The sequence below is a fragment of the Nostoc sp. C117 genome, assembly GCF_043099735.1.
GTDB lineage: Bacteria > Cyanobacteriota > Cyanobacteriia > Cyanobacteriales > Nostocaceae > Nostoc.
The window spans coordinates 648,399-669,865 of record NZ_CP170991.1 but is presented as its reverse complement, the minus strand read 5'-3'; the positions used below and the strand labels follow the sequence as shown (position 1 = coordinate 669,865).

The 21,467-nt window shown below is 37.0% G+C and carries 15 protein-coding genes; 4 read left to right on the top strand and 11 right to left on the bottom strand.

Going from position 1 to position 21,467, the window contains the following annotated elements:
- Positions 1-34: 34 nt before the first annotated feature.
- From ACFG4S_RS04515 to ACFG4S_RS04505, 3 genes are all read right to left on the bottom strand, one after another.
- Positions 35-4,045 (bottom strand): tetratricopeptide repeat protein, encoded by a 4,011-nt coding sequence (locus tag ACFG4S_RS04515; protein ID WP_392533669.1) that lies wholly within the window; start codon positions 4,043-4,045, stop codon positions 35-37.
- Positions 3,990-7,544: a tetratricopeptide repeat protein gene (locus ACFG4S_RS04510; protein WP_392533668.1), complete on the bottom strand. Its 3,555-nt coding sequence runs from the start codon at positions 7,542-7,544 to the stop codon at positions 3,990-3,992. Before ACFG4S_RS04510 ends, ACFG4S_RS04515 begins: the two co-directional genes overlap by 56 nt.
- 199 nt (positions 7,545-7,743) lie before the next feature.
- Positions 7,744-8,289 carry a COP23 domain-containing protein gene (locus ACFG4S_RS04505; RefSeq protein WP_392533667.1) on the bottom strand — a complete coding sequence of 182 codons (546 nt, stop codon included), beginning with the start codon at positions 8,287-8,289 and terminating at the stop codon, positions 7,744-7,746.
- 588 nt (positions 8,290-8,877) lie between these two features.
- On the opposite strand from ACFG4S_RS04505, the gene ACFG4S_RS04500 reads away from it, so the two are divergent.
- Both ACFG4S_RS04500 and ACFG4S_RS04495 read left to right on the top strand, forming a co-directional pair.
- Positions 8,878-10,179: an AAA-like domain-containing protein gene (locus tag ACFG4S_RS04500; RefSeq protein ID WP_392533666.1), complete on the top strand. Its 1,302-nt coding sequence runs from the start codon at positions 8,878-8,880 to the stop codon at positions 10,177-10,179.
- Positions 10,151-13,681 (top strand): AAA-like domain-containing protein, encoded by a 3,531-nt coding sequence (locus tag ACFG4S_RS04495; protein ID WP_392533665.1) that lies wholly within the window; start codon positions 10,151-10,153, stop codon positions 13,679-13,681. The genes ACFG4S_RS04500 and ACFG4S_RS04495 overlap by 29 nt, the downstream gene beginning before the upstream one ends.
- A 30-nt stretch (positions 13,682-13,711) precedes the next feature.
- On the opposite strand, the gene ACFG4S_RS04490 is transcribed toward ACFG4S_RS04495, so the two are convergent.
- From ACFG4S_RS04490 to ACFG4S_RS04480, 3 genes are all read right to left on the bottom strand, one after another.
- Positions 13,712-14,128 (bottom strand): hypothetical protein, encoded by a 417-nt coding sequence (locus ACFG4S_RS04490; protein WP_392533664.1) that lies wholly within the window; start codon positions 14,126-14,128, stop codon positions 13,712-13,714.
- A gap of 63 nt (positions 14,129-14,191) precedes the next feature.
- A complete protein-coding gene (locus ACFG4S_RS04485; RefSeq protein ID WP_392533663.1) occupies positions 14,192-14,527 on the bottom strand; it encodes a hypothetical protein in 336 nt (111 codons plus the stop codon).
- A 211-nt stretch (positions 14,528-14,738) separates the two neighbouring features.
- Positions 14,739-15,140, bottom strand: coding sequence for a fasciclin domain-containing protein (locus tag ACFG4S_RS04480; protein ID WP_392533662.1), 402 nt, complete (start codon positions 15,138-15,140; stop codon positions 14,739-14,741).
- Between the two features lie 705 nt (positions 15,141-15,845).
- Here ACFG4S_RS04480 and ACFG4S_RS04475 point away from each other — a divergent pair.
- Together ACFG4S_RS04475 and ACFG4S_RS04470 are read left to right on the top strand one after the other, a co-directional pair.
- Positions 15,846-16,205 carry a VOC family protein gene (locus ACFG4S_RS04475; protein WP_392533661.1) on the top strand — a complete coding sequence of 120 codons (360 nt, stop codon included), beginning with the start codon at positions 15,846-15,848 and terminating at the stop codon, positions 16,203-16,205.
- A gap of 293 nt (positions 16,206-16,498) precedes the next feature.
- Positions 16,499-16,801 carry an RNA recognition motif domain-containing protein gene (locus ACFG4S_RS04470; RefSeq protein WP_392533660.1) on the top strand — a complete coding sequence of 101 codons (303 nt, stop codon included), beginning with the start codon at positions 16,499-16,501 and terminating at the stop codon, positions 16,799-16,801.
- 417 nt (positions 16,802-17,218) lie between these two features.
- On the opposite strand, the gene ACFG4S_RS04465 is transcribed toward ACFG4S_RS04470, so the two are convergent.
- The 5 genes from ACFG4S_RS04465 to ACFG4S_RS04445 form a co-directional block, all read right to left on the bottom strand.
- Positions 17,219-18,166 (bottom strand): hypothetical protein, encoded by a 948-nt coding sequence (locus ACFG4S_RS04465; protein ID WP_392533659.1) that lies wholly within the window; start codon positions 18,164-18,166, stop codon positions 17,219-17,221.
- Positions 18,167-18,643: 477 nt separating this feature from the next.
- Positions 18,644-19,087 (bottom strand): hypothetical protein, encoded by a 444-nt coding sequence (locus ACFG4S_RS04460; RefSeq protein ID WP_392533658.1) that lies wholly within the window; start codon positions 19,085-19,087, stop codon positions 18,644-18,646.
- 182 nt (positions 19,088-19,269) lie between these two features.
- Complete coding sequence (locus ACFG4S_RS04455; protein ID WP_392533657.1) at positions 19,270-19,680, bottom strand: transposase; 411 nt, start codon at positions 19,678-19,680, stop codon at positions 19,270-19,272.
- Positions 19,681-19,744: 64 nt separating this feature from the next.
- Positions 19,745-20,026 (bottom strand): transposase, encoded by a 282-nt coding sequence (locus tag ACFG4S_RS04450; RefSeq protein WP_392533656.1) that lies wholly within the window; start codon positions 20,024-20,026, stop codon positions 19,745-19,747.
- 197 nt (positions 20,027-20,223) lie between these two features.
- Positions 20,224-21,270: a sulfonate ABC transporter substrate-binding protein gene (locus ACFG4S_RS04445; protein WP_392533655.1), complete on the bottom strand. Its 1,047-nt coding sequence runs from the start codon at positions 21,268-21,270 to the stop codon at positions 20,224-20,226.
- Between the last annotated feature and the right edge of the window lie 197 nt (positions 21,271-21,467).

Below are 21,467 nucleotides of genomic sequence, written 5' to 3'. Positions count from 1 at the left end.
GAAAGCACCATTCATGTGAAGTTTTTATCATCTCCTACTGCTTGATAAAAGTCTGAATACTGGGATTTGCCAATAATTTTCGTGCCTCATCAATTAGGTGCGTTCCCCAAAGATTTTGCTTGAGAACCTCAACATCAGCCCAGCTTTTATCTAAATGCAAGGCAGCTTGTGCCATACTGAGAGCTTTTTGTTGCTCACCTTTGGCATATAAAGCAACGGCTAATGCCATTTGCGGTTCTGCTAAACTGCTATTAATTTTAACTGCATTTTGCCACTGATCAATTGCCCCTTCTACATCACCGGTTTCATATTTTATATAGCCAATATTGATGATAGCTGGTGCTAATTTTGCATCTTTAGCAAGCGCTTGATTGTATTCTGATAGTGCGGCATTATCATTTCCTTTTTTTTGATAGATAACACCCCGTCCAAAGTGAGCTTGTGGATTATTTGGCTGGAGGTTTATCACTTGATTAAAATTGGAAAGCGCAGTCTGATAATCTTTTAATTGAACGTAAATCTCACCTCTCAGTAAATAAGCCTCTGCATTATTTGGCTGAATTTTTAGCACTTGACTATAATCAGAAAGTGCCCCTTGATAATCCTTTAACTGAGAGCGAAGAAGACCCCGAATGGAGTAGGTATTGACATTATCTGGCTGAAGTTTAATCGCTTGACTGAAATCAGCGATCGCTGCTTGATAATTTTTCAATTGAACGTAATCATTACCCCGTAGAAAATAGGCTTCAGCTTTATCAGGCAAGAGTTTAATAAATTGATCTAAATCTGCGATCGCTCTCTGATAATCTTTCAATCGATAGTACACTTCATGTCGGTGTGAGTAAGCTCTTATATTATCAGGCTCAAGTTTAATGGCTTGATTATAGTCTGCCAGTGCAGCTTGGTAATCTTTTAACTGAACGTAGATACCAGCCCGTGAGGAGTAGGCTAAAGCGTATTTAGGTTGCAGTTCAATGGCTTTAGTATAATCAGCCAACGCTCCTTGAAGATCATTCAAATTTTCGCGTACTTCACCTCGGTCTGGATAGGTGAAGAAAACATTTGGTTGACGTTGAATTTGTTGCGAATAAAGTTCAATGGCTTTAGTGTAATCAGTCTGCGCTCCTTGAGGATCATTCAAGTTCTTACGAATACGACCCCGACGGTAATAGTAATTTGCATCATCAGGCTCAAGTTTAATTGCTTGATTAATATCAGCTAGCGCACCTTGATAATCTTTTAATTCTTTACGGAAATTACTCCTAATTTGATAGCCGCTAGCATTGTTAGGATCAAATTTAATCGCTTGATTAATATCCGCTAACCCTCCTTGATAATCTTTCAAATCGTAGCGGACACGAGCCTTCATTCCGTATTGTATAGCCAGAATCTGATTCTGGAATGACCCACTCTCCAATGCCTCAGAATTCGATAAGAGTTTAATTGCTTGATCTAAATCTGCTAATGCCCCCTGATAATCTTCCAACTCGTAGTGAATAATAGTTCTATCAAAGTAGTAGGAATAATTTTCACGTTCGAGTTTGATTGCTTCATTAATATCAGAGAGCGCTCCTTGATAATCTAGCAACAGAGTATAACGGACTCTACTTCTACAATCGTATCCTCCAGCATTATCAGGTTCAATTTTAATAGCTTGATTACAATCAGCTAAAGCATTCTGAAAATCACCCAATTGAATGCGAGTATTACCCCTACCTATGTAGCCATCAGTAGAGTCAGGTTCTAGTTTAATCGCTTGATTATAATCCGCGAAAGCCCCCTGTTTATCTTTCGCTAACCTGCGGATATTACCCCGTATTAAATAATTGTTTGCAGAGTCTGGATCGAGTTTAATAGCTTGATTGTAATCTGCTAAAGCCCCCTGATTATCTTTAGATGATGTACGAATAATACCCCGTTCTATGTAGTAGTTAGATAATGGCTTCATCTCAATTGCTTTGGTTATCGATGCTAAAGCCTCTGGGTAGCGGTTTAAATACCTCAATAGAAAGCCGCGTCTTACATAAAGGGAAACTTCTTCACTGTTGTATTCAATTGCCTTATCAACTGCTGCTAGTGCTTCTGGATATTTTTTTAACTCAGACAGCATATCAGATTTGATAGACCAAGCTTCATCACTGTCTGGTTTAATTTTGATTGCTTTTTCCAAAAATGCTAAAGCTTCTGGATATTTTTTCTGTCTATATAGTCGACTGCTAAGGGCGAAATAAGCTTCATAAAAATCTGGTTTGAGCTTAATTGCTTGTTGGAAAGCTGCCACTGATTCTGTATTTTTTTGTAATCGCCATAATTGATTACCATAATTGAGCCATTCATATTCATTAGCATTTTGTGACGGCTTTTTGGCAACAAATAAAGGATGATTTATCAGTCCATTAATTTCTGCTTCTGTGGGTTTAGGGGGTGCTTTAGTTACTAGTTTTAATAGTTCTGGTTTCAACCCAGATTTTGTCACTAGACTCAAAATGCTACTACTTGGTACTCCTAACCCTAATCCTAGTTCAATTTGAGCAGTTGTTTTGCCTTCACTAGCTGTATTAATGCCAACTACTTGTCCCATTACATCTAGTATTGCTCCTCCACTCATTCCGGGTTGTGTCAGATTTGTGTAACTCAACTCGTAACCTGCATCAACCACAAAATTTAAATAATCCAGGCTGACTGCACGAATAGATATTGTTTCTTTATCCCTAAGCACCCCGGCTGTAAACTTCCGTTTTCCGCCATCTTTTCCCGGAAAACCAGATAAGAATATCCACCTATTTTTGTTTGAAGAGTATAGGTTATATTTAGCAATTGTGGCAACTGAGTAAGTTTGATTGCTCGTGAATTTAACTAGCGCTGCATCTATTCCCTCTGGTTTAAATATATTCTCTTGCTGCACTGCATAACGCTTACCATCAGGGGTAATAATTTGATGTTGATATGAATCCTCTACCACATGACGTGCAGTAACTACATAATAAGTGTTTCCTTGTTTAGCAATTATTACTCCTGAACCATTTCCATTCTGTTCTTGATGATTTTTTTTATCTTTATATTTCAAGTCAATTCGCACGCTAATTTGTTCGGCAATGTTATTAATTTTATCTACAAATGTATTACCTGCTGGTTTTATCGCTTGTTGTTGACTTCGCCACTCTGGAGGAATAATTGCTAAGTTGGGTGCAACTTTCGCTAAGGTTTGAATAGGAACTGCAAAACTCAGATATCTCAATTGCTGAAGTTGTTCTGCACTAGGTTTTGTTCCATCTTGATAGGCATAAGCATCAATTAAAATTGCGTTGCTAGTTAATCCGTTTATCCCAATTAATTGCCCGGACTCATTTAATAAGGCTCCACCACTCATCCCTTGTTTAATTTCGTTGGTGTAACCAATCTGATAACCTCCTACTAATGGGTGAGTAGATAACAGAGAAATTTTGCCACTGCTGATGACTAATTCTTTGCTATCATCAGGAAACCCAGCAGCAAATACTTGTTGATTTTCTGATACATTTGAGGTGCTAGCTAAAGCTACGATTTGATAGTTTTCTTGGGACTGAAACTGCAAGACGGCTAAATCATTACCTTTTAAAGAATCACCTTGATTAATAACCGTAGCTGTATATATTTTGTCATCATGTGTTTGAATTCTATAACTTCCCTTATTGGTGATAACATGGGCGTTGGTGAGGACGGTGTAAGTATGGCCTTGTTTACTAATTAATACTCCACTTCCACCTTTATTAGTACTCAAAACTTTGACGGTGATAGCTTGAGCAAGTTGACGAATTTGTTCTGGAGATAGAGAGTTATTTGCCAATACAGAAGTAGCTTGATTAGCTACTTGCTGAGATGTCGCAACGTAGGCGTTAGGGAGTATGAACAGACTACTTAAAAGAGCTATGAAAACTTTTTGATGATGATTCATAATTGCAGGTGGATATTTAATCTGTAATAAATTTGGAATTAGTATTAAATCTAATTTACTGCTTGATAAAAGTCTGAGTACTGGGATTTGCCAATAATTTTCGCGCCTCATAAATTAAGTGCGTCCCCCAAAGATTTTCTTTAAGAACCTCAACATCAGCCCAGCTTTTATCTAAACGCAAGGCGGCTTGTGCCATATTGAGAGCCTTTTGTTGCTCACCTTTGGCGTATAAAGAAACAGCTAATGCCATTTGTGGTTCTGCTAAACTGCTATTAATCTGAACAGCTTTTTCCCACTGCTGTATTGCCCCATCTACATCTCCATTTTCGTATTTGATGTAGCCAATATTGATGATAGCTGGTGCTAATTTTCCATCTTTAGCAAGGGCTTGGTTGTAATCTGAGAGTGCAGCGTTATCATTTCCTTGTTTTTGGTAGATGACACCCCGTGAAAAATAGGTGTTGGGATTATCAGGCTGAAGTTTAATCGCTTGACTATAATCAGCTAATGCTCCTTGATAATCTTTCAACTGAAAACGGACATTCCCCTGTGCAAAGTATGCTTGTGCATTATCCGGTTGGAGTTTAATACCTTGATTGTAATCTGCTAGTGCTGCTTGGTAATTCTTCAACTGAAAGTTGTAAATATCACCCCGTCCAAAATAGGCGTTAGCATTATCAGGCTGAAGTTTAATCGCTTGACTATAATCAGCAAGAGCTAAATCCCATTTTTTCTGCTGATAGTAAACATCCCCCCGATTTTTGTAAGCTTGGGCATCCTGAGGATTAATCACAATGACTTTGGTGTAATCAGCAAGAGCTAAATCCCATTTTTTCTGCTCATCATAGTAAAGATCCCCCCGATTTTTGTAAGCTTGGGCATCCTGAGGATTAATCGCAATGGCTTTGGTATAATCAGCTAGTGCTAAATCCCATTTTTTCTGCTTAGTGTAAAGGTACCCCCGATTGTTGTAAGCTTGGGCATCCTGAGGATTAATAGCAATGGCTTTGGTATAATCAGCTAGTGCTAAATCCCATTTTTTCTGCTCAGTGTAAAGATCCCCCCGAATGTTGTAAGCTTGGGCATACTGAGGATTAACCGCAATGGCTTTGGTGTAGTCAGCTAGTGCTAAATCCCATTTTTTCTGCTCAGTGTAAATAACCCCTCGACCCACGTAAGCCTCAGCAAACTGAGGATTAATCGCAATGACTTTAGTGTAATCAGCTAGCGCTAAATCCCATTTTTTCTGCTCAGCGTAAATAACCCCCCGACCCACGTAAGCCTCAGCAAACTGAGGATTAATCGCAATGACTTTAGTGTAATCAGCTAGCGCTCCTTGAGCATCGTTCAACTGCCTACGAATATCGCCCCGCACGTCATAGACTAATAGATTATCAGGTGCGAATTGTATCGCTTGATTTATATCAGCCAGTCCACCTTGAGAATCTTTCAACTGAACGCGTATCGCAGCCCGAATAGCATAAGCCCAACTAAGGTCAGGCTGGAGTTTAATCACTTCATTCATATCAGCTAGCACACCCTGATAATCTTGCAAATTCAAGTGGATAGAACCCCGTACAAGGTAGTTCAAATAAAACGGCTGAATCTGAATGGCCTTATCAATTGTTGCTAGTGCATCTGGATAGCGTTTTAAGTTAGACAATATCGAACTACGAAATAAATAAAGGCTCCCATCGTCGTCATTATATTCAATAGCCTTGTCAATGGCTGCTAAAGCCAAGGGATATTTTTTTAAGTCTGATAATAGACTACTTTTTTCCTTCCAAGCTTCATAATAATCAGGTTTGAGCATAGTTGCTTTATCAAGAGCAACTAAAGCTTTTTCAGGATCTTTAATTTCAGTTTGACGTAGTGCTGCACCAAGGACAAAATAAGCTTGATAAAAATCTGGTTTACGTTTAATAGTATCTTGTAAAACAGATATTGTTTCTGAAAATCTTTTAATGCGCCACATTTGATTAGCATATTGAAACCAATCATTTTCACTAGCATTGGCTGATGGTTTTTTCATAGCAAATAATGGATTATTCGCCAACAAAGCAATTTCTGAATCCTTGATACTTGGTGGCTTCGTACTAACAATTTTTAATGATTCCTTCTTCAGTCCTGCTTGTGTAGCTAAACTCAAAATGCTACTACTGGGTACTCCATATCCAGAACCTATTTCAGTTTCGCTGATTTTTCTATTTTCAATACCTGCATTAATCCCAATCACTTGTCCACTAACATCTAGCACTGGGCCACCACTCATTCCAGGTAGTGACAAATTGGAATATACTAGTCTATATCCTCCCTCTACGAATGCCTGAGACAAAGGATTGCTTTCTGCATTAACAACTAATCTTTCTCCAACTGAAAGGAATCCAGGAGATAGTTTTCGCTTACCTTTATCCTCTCCTGGAAATCCAGATATAAATACCCAAGATGTTTCTATATTGCCAAAATTAGAGCCGTTATATTTAGAAAGTGCCTCTCCAAAGGAAAGATTATATTTAGAAATTGTGGCGACAGAATAAGTTTGATTACTAGTAAATTTAACCAAAGCTGCATCTATTCCCTCTGGTTTAAATATATTCTCTTGCTGCACTGAATAATGCTTACCATCAGGGGTAATAATTTCGTAATTGTCGGGATTCTTGACTACATGACGTGCAGTCGCTATATAGTAAATTTGTCCTTGTTTTGCAATAATTACTCCTGAACCATTTCCGTTATTTTTGGAGTCAATCTGCACGGTAATCTGTTGGGCAATGTTATCAACTTTATCAACAAATGTATTAGCTCCTGATCTTATTATTTGTTGCTGATTGCGCCATGCTGGAGGAATAATTGCTAAGTTGGGTGCAACTTTCGCTAAGGTTTGAATAGGAACTGCAAAACTCAATTGTCTCAATTGCTGAAGTTGTTCTGCACTAGGACGAGTTCCATCTTGATAGGCATAAGCATCAATTAAAATTGCGTTGCTAGTTAATCCGTTTATCCCAATTAATTGCCCGGACTGATTTAATAAGGCTCCACCACTCATCCCTTGTTTAATTTCGTTGGTGTAACCAATCTGATAACCCCCAACTAATGGGTGAGTAGATAACAGAGAAATTTTGCCACTGCTGATGACTAATTCTTTGCTATCATCAGGAAACCCAGCAGCAAATACTTGTTGATTTTCTGATACATTTGAGGTGCTAGCTAAAGCTACGATTTGATAATTTTCTTGAGATTGAAACTGCAAGATGGCTAAATCATTACCTTTTAAAGAATCACCTTGATTAATAACCGTAGCTGTATATATTTTGTCATCAGGTGTTTGAATTCTATAACTTCCCTTATTGCTGATAACATGGGCGTTGGTGAGAACGGTGTAAGTTTGCCCTTGTTTACTAATTAATACTCCACTTCCGCCTTTATTAGTACTCAATACTTTGACGGTGACGGCTTGAGCCAGTTGACGAATTTGTTCTGGAGATAGAGAGTTATTTGCCAATACAGAAGTAGGTTGATTAGTTACTTGCTGGGATATTGCAGCTTCGGTGATTGGTAGTAAAAAGCAAGTACTGAAGATAGCGATAATCAACGAATTAAATTGCTTCATTTTTGTATTAGATAAAATTCCGGCATTCCTGAATATGAATATAAATTTTTATTTGCGCCTCTGCGCCTCTGTATGAGTTTTTCATACCTTCAATCTGCAAGGCTTTCATTGAGGGTTGATTTTGAAATGCAGAGGAAGGCAAATGTCAGCCCAGAAGGTACGCAGAGTTTTGCAAAGCTGTATTTAGCCGAAATTGATATTATTCCTTCTCAACGGGGGCTGTTTGCAGAAACTTCTTAATATCAATTTTGTAGTAAACTGGTTCTTGTTTAGTGCTATGCTCTATTGGTTTAGTAGCACGTCCTCTAAGAATGTCTTTGAGGTCATCGAGAATCTGTAGAGGATCGTCTTCAGGTCGTAGAGTTAGCAGTGTGGTATCGCAAGCAGCGTCTTCTTTTTTGGCTGTGCAAATTACTGGTTGATTATTGACTGTACCGTTGGCGATATAACCCAGACTTTGATTGTTGTAAGCAGTCTGGAATCGAGACGATACTTGTTCACACCGCTGTTCTGGGGTAACGGTCTTACTATTAAACCAGCCATATTTCCAACGAATAATTGCAATTTTTCCTCGTGATGTCCAAGCGTAAGTAGTGGGAAAGCGCAGATTAGTTACCTGATCGTAACCTGAAGCGCAGATAAAACGAACTTCATCATCAGCTTTTGCTTGACTAGCTATAGAAGTGATACAAACAGCAGTCAAAGCACAGCCAGTTAATAGAGGAATGATTGGTTTGAGTTGCATAATTTTTGTCATTCAATTCTAAAAAACAGGATTTTTGGAATAATTGCCAATCAGATATTGTTTCTAAACCAGCACAATTTGGTATAGAGAAAATCTAATTTGATTGTTGAGATTCATCTTAAAATGAGATTTACATACAACTCAATATTTGAGCAAAAATTCATCTATTTCAGTCACACAGCCATTGAGGTGAAGTTTTCTTCACCATTTTTAGCGTGTAGCAAAAACTTGATAAGCTACAAGTTACAACGTAATTCAGGAATGAAATATTAATTTTTTTTATGATATCTAACTAGTTCGGTTTAAATATTTGTAGATATGTTACTGAATTGGGAATATGATTTGTAATCAAAAATATGATATACAGCATATTGCAAGATCACATGATGGGTTAGGTTAAAGCCGTAATATGCCATATTTAGTTAGTAGAGCTTTGCGTAAAATCGTAGCGAATTGAGGATGGAAATTTAAACGCAGAGGAGTGTAGAGGTAAGCACAAAGGTACGCAGAGAATTCGCTACGGATTAATGAATGTTGTACTTGGTATAGATTATTTTAGTTAAAAATAGATGGAATAAAACTAGAAAAATGCTGATAAATGAAGAAAAATTTGAAAAGATATATCAGGATGAATTGACGCCGAAACAAAAGAAAGTATTGCCTTTATTTTTAGCTGGACAAACAGATGAACAGATAGCTAGAGAACTTGGTGCTACCCATCGTTCTACAGCTAGTCATCAACTGAGAAATATATCTACGAGATTTGGCTTTCCCCCTGAGACAGAACCAGATTATCGTTGCAATCTGATTGAGATATTTGCTAAATATAAGCCTGAGTTAGTTAGTGTTAAAGCTTTAGAAAAATGTGGGCATATTATCCAGAATATCCGCTTTCCAGAAGGGCCGGAACCACTAAATTCTGCTTTTTATCAAGAACGTTCTCCTATTGAATCTCGTTGTTATACTGCTATTAAAGAACCAGGCGCACTAATTCGGATTAAAGCACCTAAGCAGATGGGAAAAACTTCGCTGCTGAAGAGAATTATGGCTGAAGCAAAGAAAATTAGTTATAGTACGGTTTATTTAAATTTTAGTTTAATAGAAAAAAATAAATTTACTAACGCTAATGATTTTCTTCGCAGTTTTTATGCTTATGTGATTAATCAATTACTTTCAGCACCTCCGTTAACAGTATGGGATACAGACACTCCTAGTATGGTGAATTGCACTCTGACATTTCAAAGTTTGCTGAAACAATTGGATAGTGTTTTAGTTTTAGCTCTAGATGAGGTAGATAAATTATTTGAATATCCAGAAATTTATGAAAACTTTTTTCCGATGCTGCGTAATTGGAATGAGAATGCTAATGAATCAGAGATATGGGAAAAGTTGCGGCTATTAGTAGCACATTCTACCGAAGATTATGGACGTTTAGATATTAATCAATCTCCTTTTAATGTAGGATTACCAATTAAATTGGAAGAATTTACTGAAGAACAAGTGAAAAGTTTAGCTATTCGACATGGGTTAGATAGTAAAAATATTCTTCCGATTATGTCTCTAGTGGGGGGACATCCTTATTTGGTGCGGTTAGCACTTTACTATTTAGTCTGTCAGGATGTCACTATTGGGGAATTAATTGAAGAGGCTACTACGGATACAGGAATTTATACTGAACATTTACGCCGACATTTAGAGACTTTTGAAGAAAATACAGAGTTAGGAATGGTATTTAAAGAGATAGTGAGTAATGCTGAAGGAATTAAAGTAGAGCGTAAAAATCGGCAAATTTATCAATTAGATAGCATGGGGGTGATTAAGTTTAGCAATAATTTTGTGATGCCACGCTGTAGATTATATCATGAATATTTTGGCATGGCTTGTAACTAGTTTTAATTGGAAAAAAATCTCACGCGGAGGCGCAGAGGGGCAAAGAGGAGAAATGGAGTTTAATAATTATTATAAGGTTGGTGGTAGTTTAAATGCTAATCATCGCACTTATGTTGTTAGAAAAGCCGATGCACAAATTTTTGAACTTCTGAAAGCTGGAGAGTATTGTTTTGTATTTAACTCGCGTCAGATGGGTAAATCTAGTTTGCGAGTCCAAACAATCAAAAAACTCAAAGCGATAGGAATCAAATGTGCTTCTATTGATTTAACTCTCCTTGGGAGTCATACTAGTCCAGAAAAATGGTATAAAGGCTTTGCTAATCAGTTATTATCTAGTTTTGAAGTAGACGATATAGATTTTAATAGCTGGTGGTTACAGCATGAATCTTGGACAGAAGTACAAAGATTAAACTTACTTTTCAATTCATTGTTGTTAGAAAAATTTAGCTCTAGAGTCATTATCTTTATCGATGAAATTGATAGTTTAATCCGAAGTAAATTTAAAGATGATTTTTTTGCTTTAATTCGCGCTTGTTATAATCTTCGATCTGAATCTCCTAAGTATGAGCGTCTAATTTTCTGTTTGCTTGGAGTGGCTACACCAGGAGATTTAATTCAAGAAAGAGAACGTACACCGTTTAATATTGGTACTTCAATAGAATTAACTGGATTTAGCTTTACAGAAGCAAAATATGCATTAATTCCAGGCTTACAAAGTAAGGTAGAACATCCCGAAGTAGTATTACAAGATGTATTAAATTGGACTGGTGGACAACCATTTTTGACTCAAAAATTATGTAGTTTGATTGTGCAAGAAAGTGAAAATAGCTATGGAAGTGTTAATGATTTAGTTTATAATTACATCATCCAAAATTGGGAATCACAAGACGAACCAGAACATTTACGAACAATACGCGATCGCCTTTTGCTAAATGAACAAAAAGCTGGCAGATTACTCGGCTTATATCAGCAAGTTTTATACTCAAGCAAGGGAGTTATTATAGATGGTAGTCAGGATCAAACAGAATTAAGATTATCAGGTTTAGTAGTCAAAAAAGACGGCTATCTAAAAGTATATAATTCTATCTATCAGGCAGTTTTTAATCAACAATGGCTCAGGCAAGAATTAGATAAACTCCGTCCTTATAGTGAAGTAATTAATAACTGGTATAATTCTCACAAAGAGCAATCTTGGCTATTGCGAGGAAAAGCTTTAGATGAGGCACTCGCTTGGGCTGTTGGCAAAAGTTTAAGTAATTTAGATTATGAGTTTTTACAAGAAAGTCAAAAAGTCGCTACAGAATTACAAATTGAGGTAAATCAAAAATTAGCTGAAGCTAGTCAAAAGTTAACTCAAGCTAACCAAATCGCTAAACAAAAATTAGCCAAGGCGAATAAAAAAGCAAAATACATAGTTTGGATTGGGGGAAGTATTGCAAGTATCCTGATACTATTAAGTATAATTGTGGGACAAAATCAATTACACATCGCTAATGAAGCTACAATACTTACACAGGTTAGCTATAACGCCACACAACAATTTCAATCTAAACAACTTGAAGCTTTACTTTTAGCTATGAAGGCTGGACAAGATTTAAAATATCTTCTGAAAAACCAGTCTTCATTGGCAGAATATCAAACAATTGCTCCTTTGTCTGCTTTACTAAATATTCTTCTCAATATTCATGAATATAATCAATTTGATAGTAGACAAACAAAACTCAATAATCTATCTTTCAGTCACGATGGCAAAATTATTGCTTCTGGTAGTGATGACGGAACTATTAAATTATGGCATCAAAATGGAACTGCGATCGCTACCCTATCTGGACATAAAGATAAGGTAAAAAGTATCAGTTTTAGTGCCGATAGCAAAATTATTGTTTCAGCTAGCCAAGACGGAACTATTCAACTCTGGAACAGAGATGGTACTTTGATTAAAACTTTATCTGAGGATAAAATTTGGTTAGTCAGTGCTATTTTAATTTCTGACAATACTCTTCTTTCTATCAGCAAAGATGGTACTATAAAATTCTGGCAGCTACACGCTACTCTTATTAAAAGCATCTCACTCAAAAGTAATGCAATCACTAGCGCCAATATCAGCCCTAATGGTCAAGTTATTGCTGTTGGGAATGAAGAGGGAAATATTGAACTATACAAAATTGATGGCACTTTCATCAATAAATTTGTTGGACATGAAGGTTGGGTGACAAGCATTAGTTTTAGCCCTGATGGAGAAAATATTACTACTGGTAGCGATGACAAAACTATTAAACTTTGGAAAAAAGATGGTACTCTAATTAGAACTTTCAAGGGACATACAGGTAGGATAAATACTGTTAGTTTTAGCCATGATGGTAAAATGATTGCCTCTGGTAGTAGTGATAAAACTGTAAAAATTTGGCAACTAGATGGTACTGTAATTCATACTCTAGTTGGACATAGCGATTCAGTCGCTAGCGTCAGTTGGAACCAAGATGACAAAATTATTGCTTCTGGTAGTGAAGACGGAATTGGGAAACTCTGGAAGCTGAACGCAGATATGATGACTACGTTAACTGGGCATAAGGGTGGGATAACCAGCTTAAATTTCAGCCGCAATGGTAAAATAATTGGTTCTGGCGGTGAGGATGGTACTGTGAAACTATGGCAGCAAAATGGAACTTTAATTGCTAACCTCACAGGACATCAAGGTTGGGTAAATAGCATCAGTTTTAGCCCCAATAGTAAAACTATTGCTGTTGGTACAGATCAAGTAATTGCTAAAATTTGGCAGCAGGATGGTACTCTAATCCATCCTCTGACTGAATACAAAGGGGTAGCAAGTGTTAGTTACAGTCCTAATCAAGAAGTGATTGCTTTTGGTACTGACAAAGGAACTATTAAACTGTTGAAATCAGATGGAACTTTAATTAAAACCTTCGGTGAACATAAAAATTGGGTTACAAGTATTAATTTTAGCCATGATGGTAAAATTATTGCTTCTGGTGGAGATGATGAGGATGATGGAAGCATCAAACTTTGGCACTCAGATGGGACTTTAATTACAACTCTGACTAGACATAGAAAGGGTATTAATAGTATCAGTTTTAGCCCTGACGACAAAATTATTGCTTCAGGAAGTACAGATCAAACTATCAAACTTTGGCAGTTAGATGGAACTTTAATTACTACATTGATTGGACATAAAGGTTCAGTAACAAGCGTCAGTTTCAGCCCTGATGGGGAAATCATTGCTTCTAGTAGTGAAGATCAAACTATCAAACTTTGGAAAAAAGATGGAGTTCCTATCACTACATTAATTGGACATAAAGATGCAGTAACTAGTGTCAGTTTTAGTCCCGATCGCAAAACTCTTGCTTCTGCTAGTAAGGATGGTAAGGTAATTTTATGGAGTTTGCAGTTAGATGATTTACTAGCACAAGGATGTCAATGGCTCCAAGATTATTTTCTCAGTCATCCGGAAGATCCTGATGGTTTGCGATCGCATTGTCACTAAACAAAAAAATTCCCAACTTTTACAATTTACCTACTCAAAAACATGATTTTGAGCTACTTTCCAATAGCGCGAGAACCGCTTCAAGTCAATATAACCGTCATAATCAAAAAATGCTTCCAACTCTAGTACTTCCAATTTTATCGAGCCCTCAATTTGATTGCAGATATCATCAAATCGGGGACTAGGACTATTTGCTGTCACCACTAAGTCTGATTTCTGTTCTCTAGCAAAAGCTAAAACTTCTTCTACTACATTACCACGGCGGATTACAACAGGTAATTCTAGCAAGCATTCGTAAATAAATGTCAGTCGTTTGAGACTCAGTTGCCATTCCTGTATCAAAGCCTCGTCCCAAACCCAAATAGCCTGAGCCTCAGGATGTTCTTGCAGTACGGGATTATATGGACTGAGACAGTCTCCATGTACCCAAATAATCGGTTGACTCATCAAATTTTAAAGTGTCATTTGTCATTGGTTTTTAGCAAAGGACAAAGGACAGTTTTATAAATTTTAAGCATTGTTGGAAAAACTAGGACTGTTAGCGTAGCGTCTGTGAAAAAGAATTGCTATCAAATTAGTCACCAAACAGCTAATCGCTAGCGACATCAAGATATAAGTAGGAGCCATTACCACGCCAATCATAAACCAAGTGTATACATGCAATATCATCACGGAAGCAAAAAAGCTCGCAATTGCAGCAGATTGCCAGATTTGATGTGATGGACGACGTAGTGCTGTCAGAACCATTGTCAAAATAGTGACTAGTAAATTTGCTGGCACAAGAAATGTACAAATAGTTACGCAGTTGGCGCGAGAGAACTCTGCTAAGGTGTTTAAATCGAACATCAATTTTTTGGGGATAATGTTAGCAACTTATAATTTAATGTAACTTATTTCTAAATAACGAAATTTACCTTAGCATAAACCAGGAGTAATAAATTTGCTATTTTAACATAACTTTAATAAATCAACGAAGTATTGATAGTATTAATAGTGAATGCTAATGAATCCTAAAAATTCTGCATAAGTAGGGTGGAAAATACCCACCCTAGCTGAATTAACCTGGCAAAATCACCGTATCGATAACGTGAATTACACCATTATCAGCTTCGATATTTGCTGTCAAAACTGTGGCATTTTTAACTTCAAAACCATTAGAAGAACCAATTCTAATGGGTGAACCTTCCACAGAATTGACCGTACCAAGTTCTGCCAAATCAGTCTGCGACAACTTTCCCGCAACAACATGATATTTTAAAATCCGTGTTAGCTGAGGAATATTTTGTAATAGAGTTTGAATGGTTCCGGCTGGTAACTTGGCAAAAGCATCGTCATTTGGTGCAAAGACAGTAAAGGGTCCAGGACTTTTTAATGTTTCTACTAAGCCAGCAGCCTGTACCGCTGCTACTAGTGTTTTGAAAGACTCAGCGTTAACTGCAATATCAACAATATCAGCCATATATCTTACCTAAATCTCTGCAAAAGATTTTAAATGATAATAAACCTATTTTAAGTTTTATGAAAGAAAATAAATTTCAAAGCAGGTGGTGAATAAGGGACTTCCAGAAAATAAATTATCCCATTTTCATAGTCGCAGATTCTTTCTCCTCTGTTTCCTCTGCGTCCTCTACCTCCTCTGCATACACAACAATGGAATATTTTTTTAGTTGGAAATCCCTAACTACAGGCAGACGGATAATTTATGTCAAACATCGCGTTATGATGTTTATAGGAAAATTCCTTGTCAAGGATGCAGCATTTATTGAGCATTAGTCAATAAAATCCAACCACTTAAATAAAACCTCATCAGGCTGTTTTCTCTGACAAAATCCTTAAATTACACCAATTAAAAAAATACGACAGATATAAACCGAGAAAACTAGATTAAATCAGTCTTTTTTAATTTGGAATTTGGATTAAGTACTGATGTTCGAGCGTGTATATATATTGGTGATAGCTATACAGATGACTTATCTAGGCCGAAAGGAGTAGAAATGAAATGTATTTTGATTGACAGCGAACAACGTTATCTTGAGCTAGGTGAATAGAGAGTGAAAAACCTTTTTCAAATTGAAGATAGGCTATTTCTCGCTTAATCTTAGTAAACTACGATCGCCAAGCAAGCATAATAAAATATAATAGCTGCCTATATAGACAGTTTGCAATGCAAATTCTTAAAGTACTAACTAGAGTCTATCTTAGTCCGATAGACTTAGATGAGGCGATCGCTTTCTATGAAAACCTCTTTACAGAAAAATGCTGGTTGTGGTTTCAATATTCTGAGACTGGGCTGGAACTCGCAGGTGTGGGTTCTATTCTTTTAATTGCTGGTTCGGCTGAAGCACTCTCTCCATTCAAAACGACACATGCAACATTCCTCGTTGATTCACTCAATGATTTTAGAGAAGCCCTTATTCAACAAGGTGCAGTTATTCTCGCCGAACCCAACAAAGTGCCCACTGGAGTCAATATGCGAGCCATGCATCCTGATGGAACAATTATTGAGTATGTTGAGTTTGTATGATGAATTTTTAACCCAAAAAGGGTCTCTGGGAAAGCGGAACACGAAGACAGCAATAATTAATCTTTTACTTTGTAAGTATATTTACTTGCTCGGTACGCAATTGTTTAGATTACTTTTTATAACATTTTTATCAACTTCCCCTAAATATTTAGTTGCTATGTAATAATAAGAAGTGAGAGTTAATTCGGCGGACCGCGTTTGTTTTTATTATTGACAGGCTTTTTCCTTTTGGTATTCACAGACTTTTCTCCGAAATCTAAATCTCCACAAATTTATGATTTAGGAGACAAATTATGTCAGTTTATGTAGGTAATCTTTCTTACGAAGTTACAGAAGAAACATTGAATGCTGTGTTTGCAGAATATGGTTCTGTAAAGCGTGTTCAACTACCTACCGACCGTGAAACAGGTCGTTTGCGTGGCTTTGGTTTTGTAGAAATGGGTACAGATGCTGAAGAAACAGCAGCCATTGATGCTCTCGATGGTGCTGAGTGGATGGGGCGTGACCTGAAAGTTAATAAGGCTAAACCCAGAGAAGATAGAGGTTCCTTTGGTGGTGGTAACCGTGGAAACACTAACTTCCGTAATCGTTACTAAGATTCAAACATCTAGCTGTTGAAGCTAGTCTATAAATTGAATTTAGTTGTGGCTCAAGCAAAATGCTTGAGCCTTTTTGCTGAGAAACTTGTTTAATATTCCAAAAACTAGCAATACCTAACTCCCAGTGTCCTTATTCACTAAATGTACTTGTGTCCTGTACAATCACTGATTAAAAAAATCCTCCACGTCAGTCTAAATGATAACTATTTAACCGGACATGATGGGCATCAGCGTGCCAAAACGGGAAAATTGTACGCTAAGGCTAAAAGCGTTGCCCAGAAAGCATCTTAGCCGCTTGCTTTTCTAAACATCCGTGAGTGGCTGTTTACCCTCAGTTAATTGGTGCAGAGTAATATCAATACTCTTGTTATAAAACTTTACATTAAACTTGATAATTTACCATCAATGTATCAATTAATTCTTAGCACGTTTAATTAATTCTTCCATTTTATTGGCTTTATCTATATCTCCACGTTGACGATAGAGACTTTCAGCCTGAACAAAAGCATCAATACATTCTTGTAATGTATTTCGCTGTAGTCCTAGTATCATAGCTAAACTTTCCCAAGTTTCTGGATTACTAGGATCTTGATTTATTTGTGAGTGTAATTCTTGTATTTTTTCTTGTTTCTTGGCTTTGCTAGAAAATAATGTACCTAAAGTTTCTTTAACCATTTTAAGATTTGATTCTATATCTTGTTTAATTTCTTCCTCCGTAGGAATATAAACAGCTTCTGCTCTTTCATTTATGGGAATGGCTTCATTATCCCATCCCAGGAAAGAACGCATTTTTTCCGCAATTTCTCGATGGTATTTGAGAGCGATCGCTTTATTTCGTGTTTTTAAACTATAAGAACTTTGACTCAAAGTAAATTCCTTACCAGATTTCAGCACCAAATACAGTTCAGTACATTGAAAAGAATCATCGTAGTCTTCTTGAACATTGATAGCTTCAATTTCACTAAACTTAAATGTGCGTTTTTGCTGTTTTGCTAATAAGTTAGTTTTAATTTCTACTAGCTGTTTATTAGTTTGATCAAATATCCAAAGGAGAAAACATGGAGAAAACATTACATAAATCAGAGAAATCAGAAGTAATACCGCTATTAAGGCAAAAAATTGTAGATTAGAAATAGGCAACAACTGTTTAATACCATGCAAAATACTCTGGTAAATAAAACCACCAAAGAGAAACAAGATAACCGCACCTATCTTAATAGTATTAACTAGCAAATTTTTCCTAGCAGTTTTAATTGCAATTAATTGAGGAATATTTCCCTTCTGAAAAGTTAACTCTAAAGGACTTTCATGGATAAGTTGCAGTTCTAACTCATGGTCAGCACAAGGTTGACGTACACGCATATTTCCCTTCAGGATGTTACAGGTGATAGTGTATTTATTTAATGATAATACTGAAATAAATTGTAATCGGCCACGGGGCGATCGCGGATTAAAACACAATGCATTTCAGCAAGTGAAGGAGTTGTGAGAAAAAAGGGACTTCCAAAGAATAAATCATTACAAAAAAAACAAGAGACAGGATTTTTCAAGAATAATAATCATTTTTAGGGTGGAGAAAAGGGGTTGCCGAGGGCAACCCCTTTTCTCCACTCATCTATGCATAAATAATCTATACACTTGTCGTCTGCTTTGAAGTTAAACAGTGTAAAATTAGTATGTTTTGTAGCTAAAGAAATGCTGTTATTAAAATAGGGAGTTACAGTTGTTTTCGGATTATAATCGCCGAGGGCAGCCCCTTCATCCCCCCCTTTAAAATAATTATCATTATTGTTAATGGAATAGTTTATTTTCTGGAAGTCCGTTACGCCCAAGCCAAAATTATTCTATAATGAGGCATATTTCTTTTCCCAAATTAGAAAATAAGTCTCTTCTCCCAACACGTCTGATTATCTCAACAAGAATATCAAACATTGTTTCTCCTAACCCCTGTGATGCTTTATCATAGGTGTCTTTAAACCACTTTAAACCTGACTCGAAACCTTCGCAGTAGAGGTCTTCATCATTTTCAAGTTCAAACTTGCACCAATCAGCAAGACAACGGTGGTCTAAAGTTTTGCGAGCAATATTAGAGTTTTTAAAAATTATTTTACAAGGTAATTCCAAACCGAAACCACCTAGTAAGCAATCCTCAAATGCAACTAAGTTTTTTCCAAAATACCCACCTCGACCATTAACCATCTCACCAAAAACTTCATAGAATGACTGGAGACTTTTAATGTTTTCACCAGGTAAAACATACGTTGCTATATCTTGATTTTCCATAGTGGGGTTTTTGTACAAACGCTCGAAAAGGAGGATTAGGATTTTTCTGACTGAGAAGCGGCAGATTTTCTAAGATAACGTCTCATTATTCTTTAAACTTTGAGAGAATTGCATTTTGAGACATAAAAAGAGACATGAACTGAATCAAGCAAACCTGAACTTTCTGGAGCGATCGCCTACGTCTATACTTTGGAACCTATCCCACTAATAATACAGATGTGGATTGTAGCAAGGTCAAGGAATGCGTCAAAGTAAACTTTTTGGTGTTCCCATCTGACAACGAGAGGGCGGTATTTTCTCTGATACCAAGCAAAACAGCGCTCTTGCTGAAATCTAGGAACAGAGATTTTGATTGGTCTCCCTCTGTTTTTCTTGGTTTTCCAAACTCGTTTTGGGATTTGAGGACGAATACCTCGTTTACGTAGGTCAACTCGTTTTTGTTTCGAGTCGTACCCTTTATCAGCAGCCAATACTTTGATTCGCTTACGTGGTCTACCACGCTTTAATGTTTTAAGTTTAACTTTATCAAGTAGAGGTATTATTTGCTCCCTCTCGTTACCGTTAGCTGGGGTAGTGCAATTAGCCAAGGGCATTCCACCACCTTCCGTAAGCGTGTGAATAAGAACACCTTTTCTCTTGCCTCCATACGCAACTTCTTCACCTCCTTCCTTTCCAGGGGGAAAAAGAGCCGTCAACAGCCCCAAAGTCCCAGTTTATAAGCACCCTCTCATTAGCGTAGGCGTAGCCCGCCGCAGGCATCGCTAATACACGTCCTTGTATATATTCAAATGTTCCATCAGAACGCCATCGCTTTAACCATCGGTGGGATGAGCTTTTCGATGCCCATATATCCCCTCGTGGAAGGTCACACCATCGACATCCAGTTACCAGAATGTATAATAGACTATTTAATACATAACGATACGGTACATGAGGCATTCCTTATACCACGCTTGGATACTTGCTTAGGAAATATATCCTTAAATAGCTTCCATTCTAGGTCGCTCAATCCCTCAAAACGTCCAGCCATCACTAATACACCCAACCTCTTGCCAAAAAATAGATTACTACAATCTGGCATTAGTGGGATAGGTTCAAGTTTCTATCTACCGTCGCTATTTCTGTATCTACCGTCGCTATTTCTGACTAATGGTTTCTGGTGTGATAGCTGCATATTGTTCGCTAGTCAGCATCGCTTCCTTAATATTAATAGGTTTAGGAATCACTTTTTCTTTAGCAAACAAATCTGCAATTTTCTGTTGATTTTCCATGATTTGTGGAGTAATTGGTCTTAAGCCATAAGTTCGCCTTTCAACCATTGTTTTTAAGATATCTTCATCAATTTTGAGATGAGGAATAGTCAGTTTTACAACTTCTGCTCGGTTTTGCTCACCCCATTGACCTGTGTTATTTATCTCCTGAAGAACTAATCGCACTAATTTTGGATTTTCTGTGGCAAACTTTCGCGCAGCCATATAATATCCACCTTGAGTAGAAATGCCACTAGCATCTCTCAAAACACGCGCATTGACATTTTTTTGTGCTACAGCTAGATAAGGGTCCCAAGTTACCCAAGCATCAATTTTTCCTTGAATAAAAGCATCACGCGCTTCCGAAGGAGGGAGGCTAATGGCTTGAATATCACTATATTTCAAACCAGCTTCTTCCAAAGCTTTTATTAATAAATAATGGGAAGCAGAACCCTTTTGAAAAACTACTTTTTTACCTTTGAGGTCGGCTAAAGTGCGAATCGGTGAATCCTTCTGGACTATAATGGCGCTTCCTTTACCAGTGCTGGGTTTATTACTAGCAATATAAACTAAAGATGTGCCAGCAGCCTGAGCAAATATTGGGGGAGTTTCACCTACAGAACCAATATCAACCCTACCCACATTCATCGCTTCCATTAGTTGTGGTCCTGCGGCAAATTGTGCCCATTCAACGGAAACACCTAAAGGTTTTAGACGTTTTTCTATTAGTCCTTTCAGTCGGACAATATCTCCAGAACTTTGATATCCCATCCGCACAACTTTGGTTTTAAAACCAATAGTTTTATTTTCTGATTTTGGGGTTCCAACTGAGCAACTGATTAAAGTTGTTGAGATTGTTAATAATCCAGGTAATAAGAGTAGTGAAAAATGTTGAAAAATCTTAACTCGTGGCTGTTTGAGAGAAGTAATCATAGATGTGATACTTGATTTTTAGTTGCTTATTTTCATTAGGGAACTCCAAAAAATAAATTATCCTGCTTGAAGTTGCTGACTGTTGAACGCCACTTGCTCCACTTGGGAAAACCCAAGACCGCAGTAGCTCCTGTTGACTGTCAACAGTGGGATATTTTTAATTTGGAAGTTCCTTAGTAGGGGATCGCATCTATGCA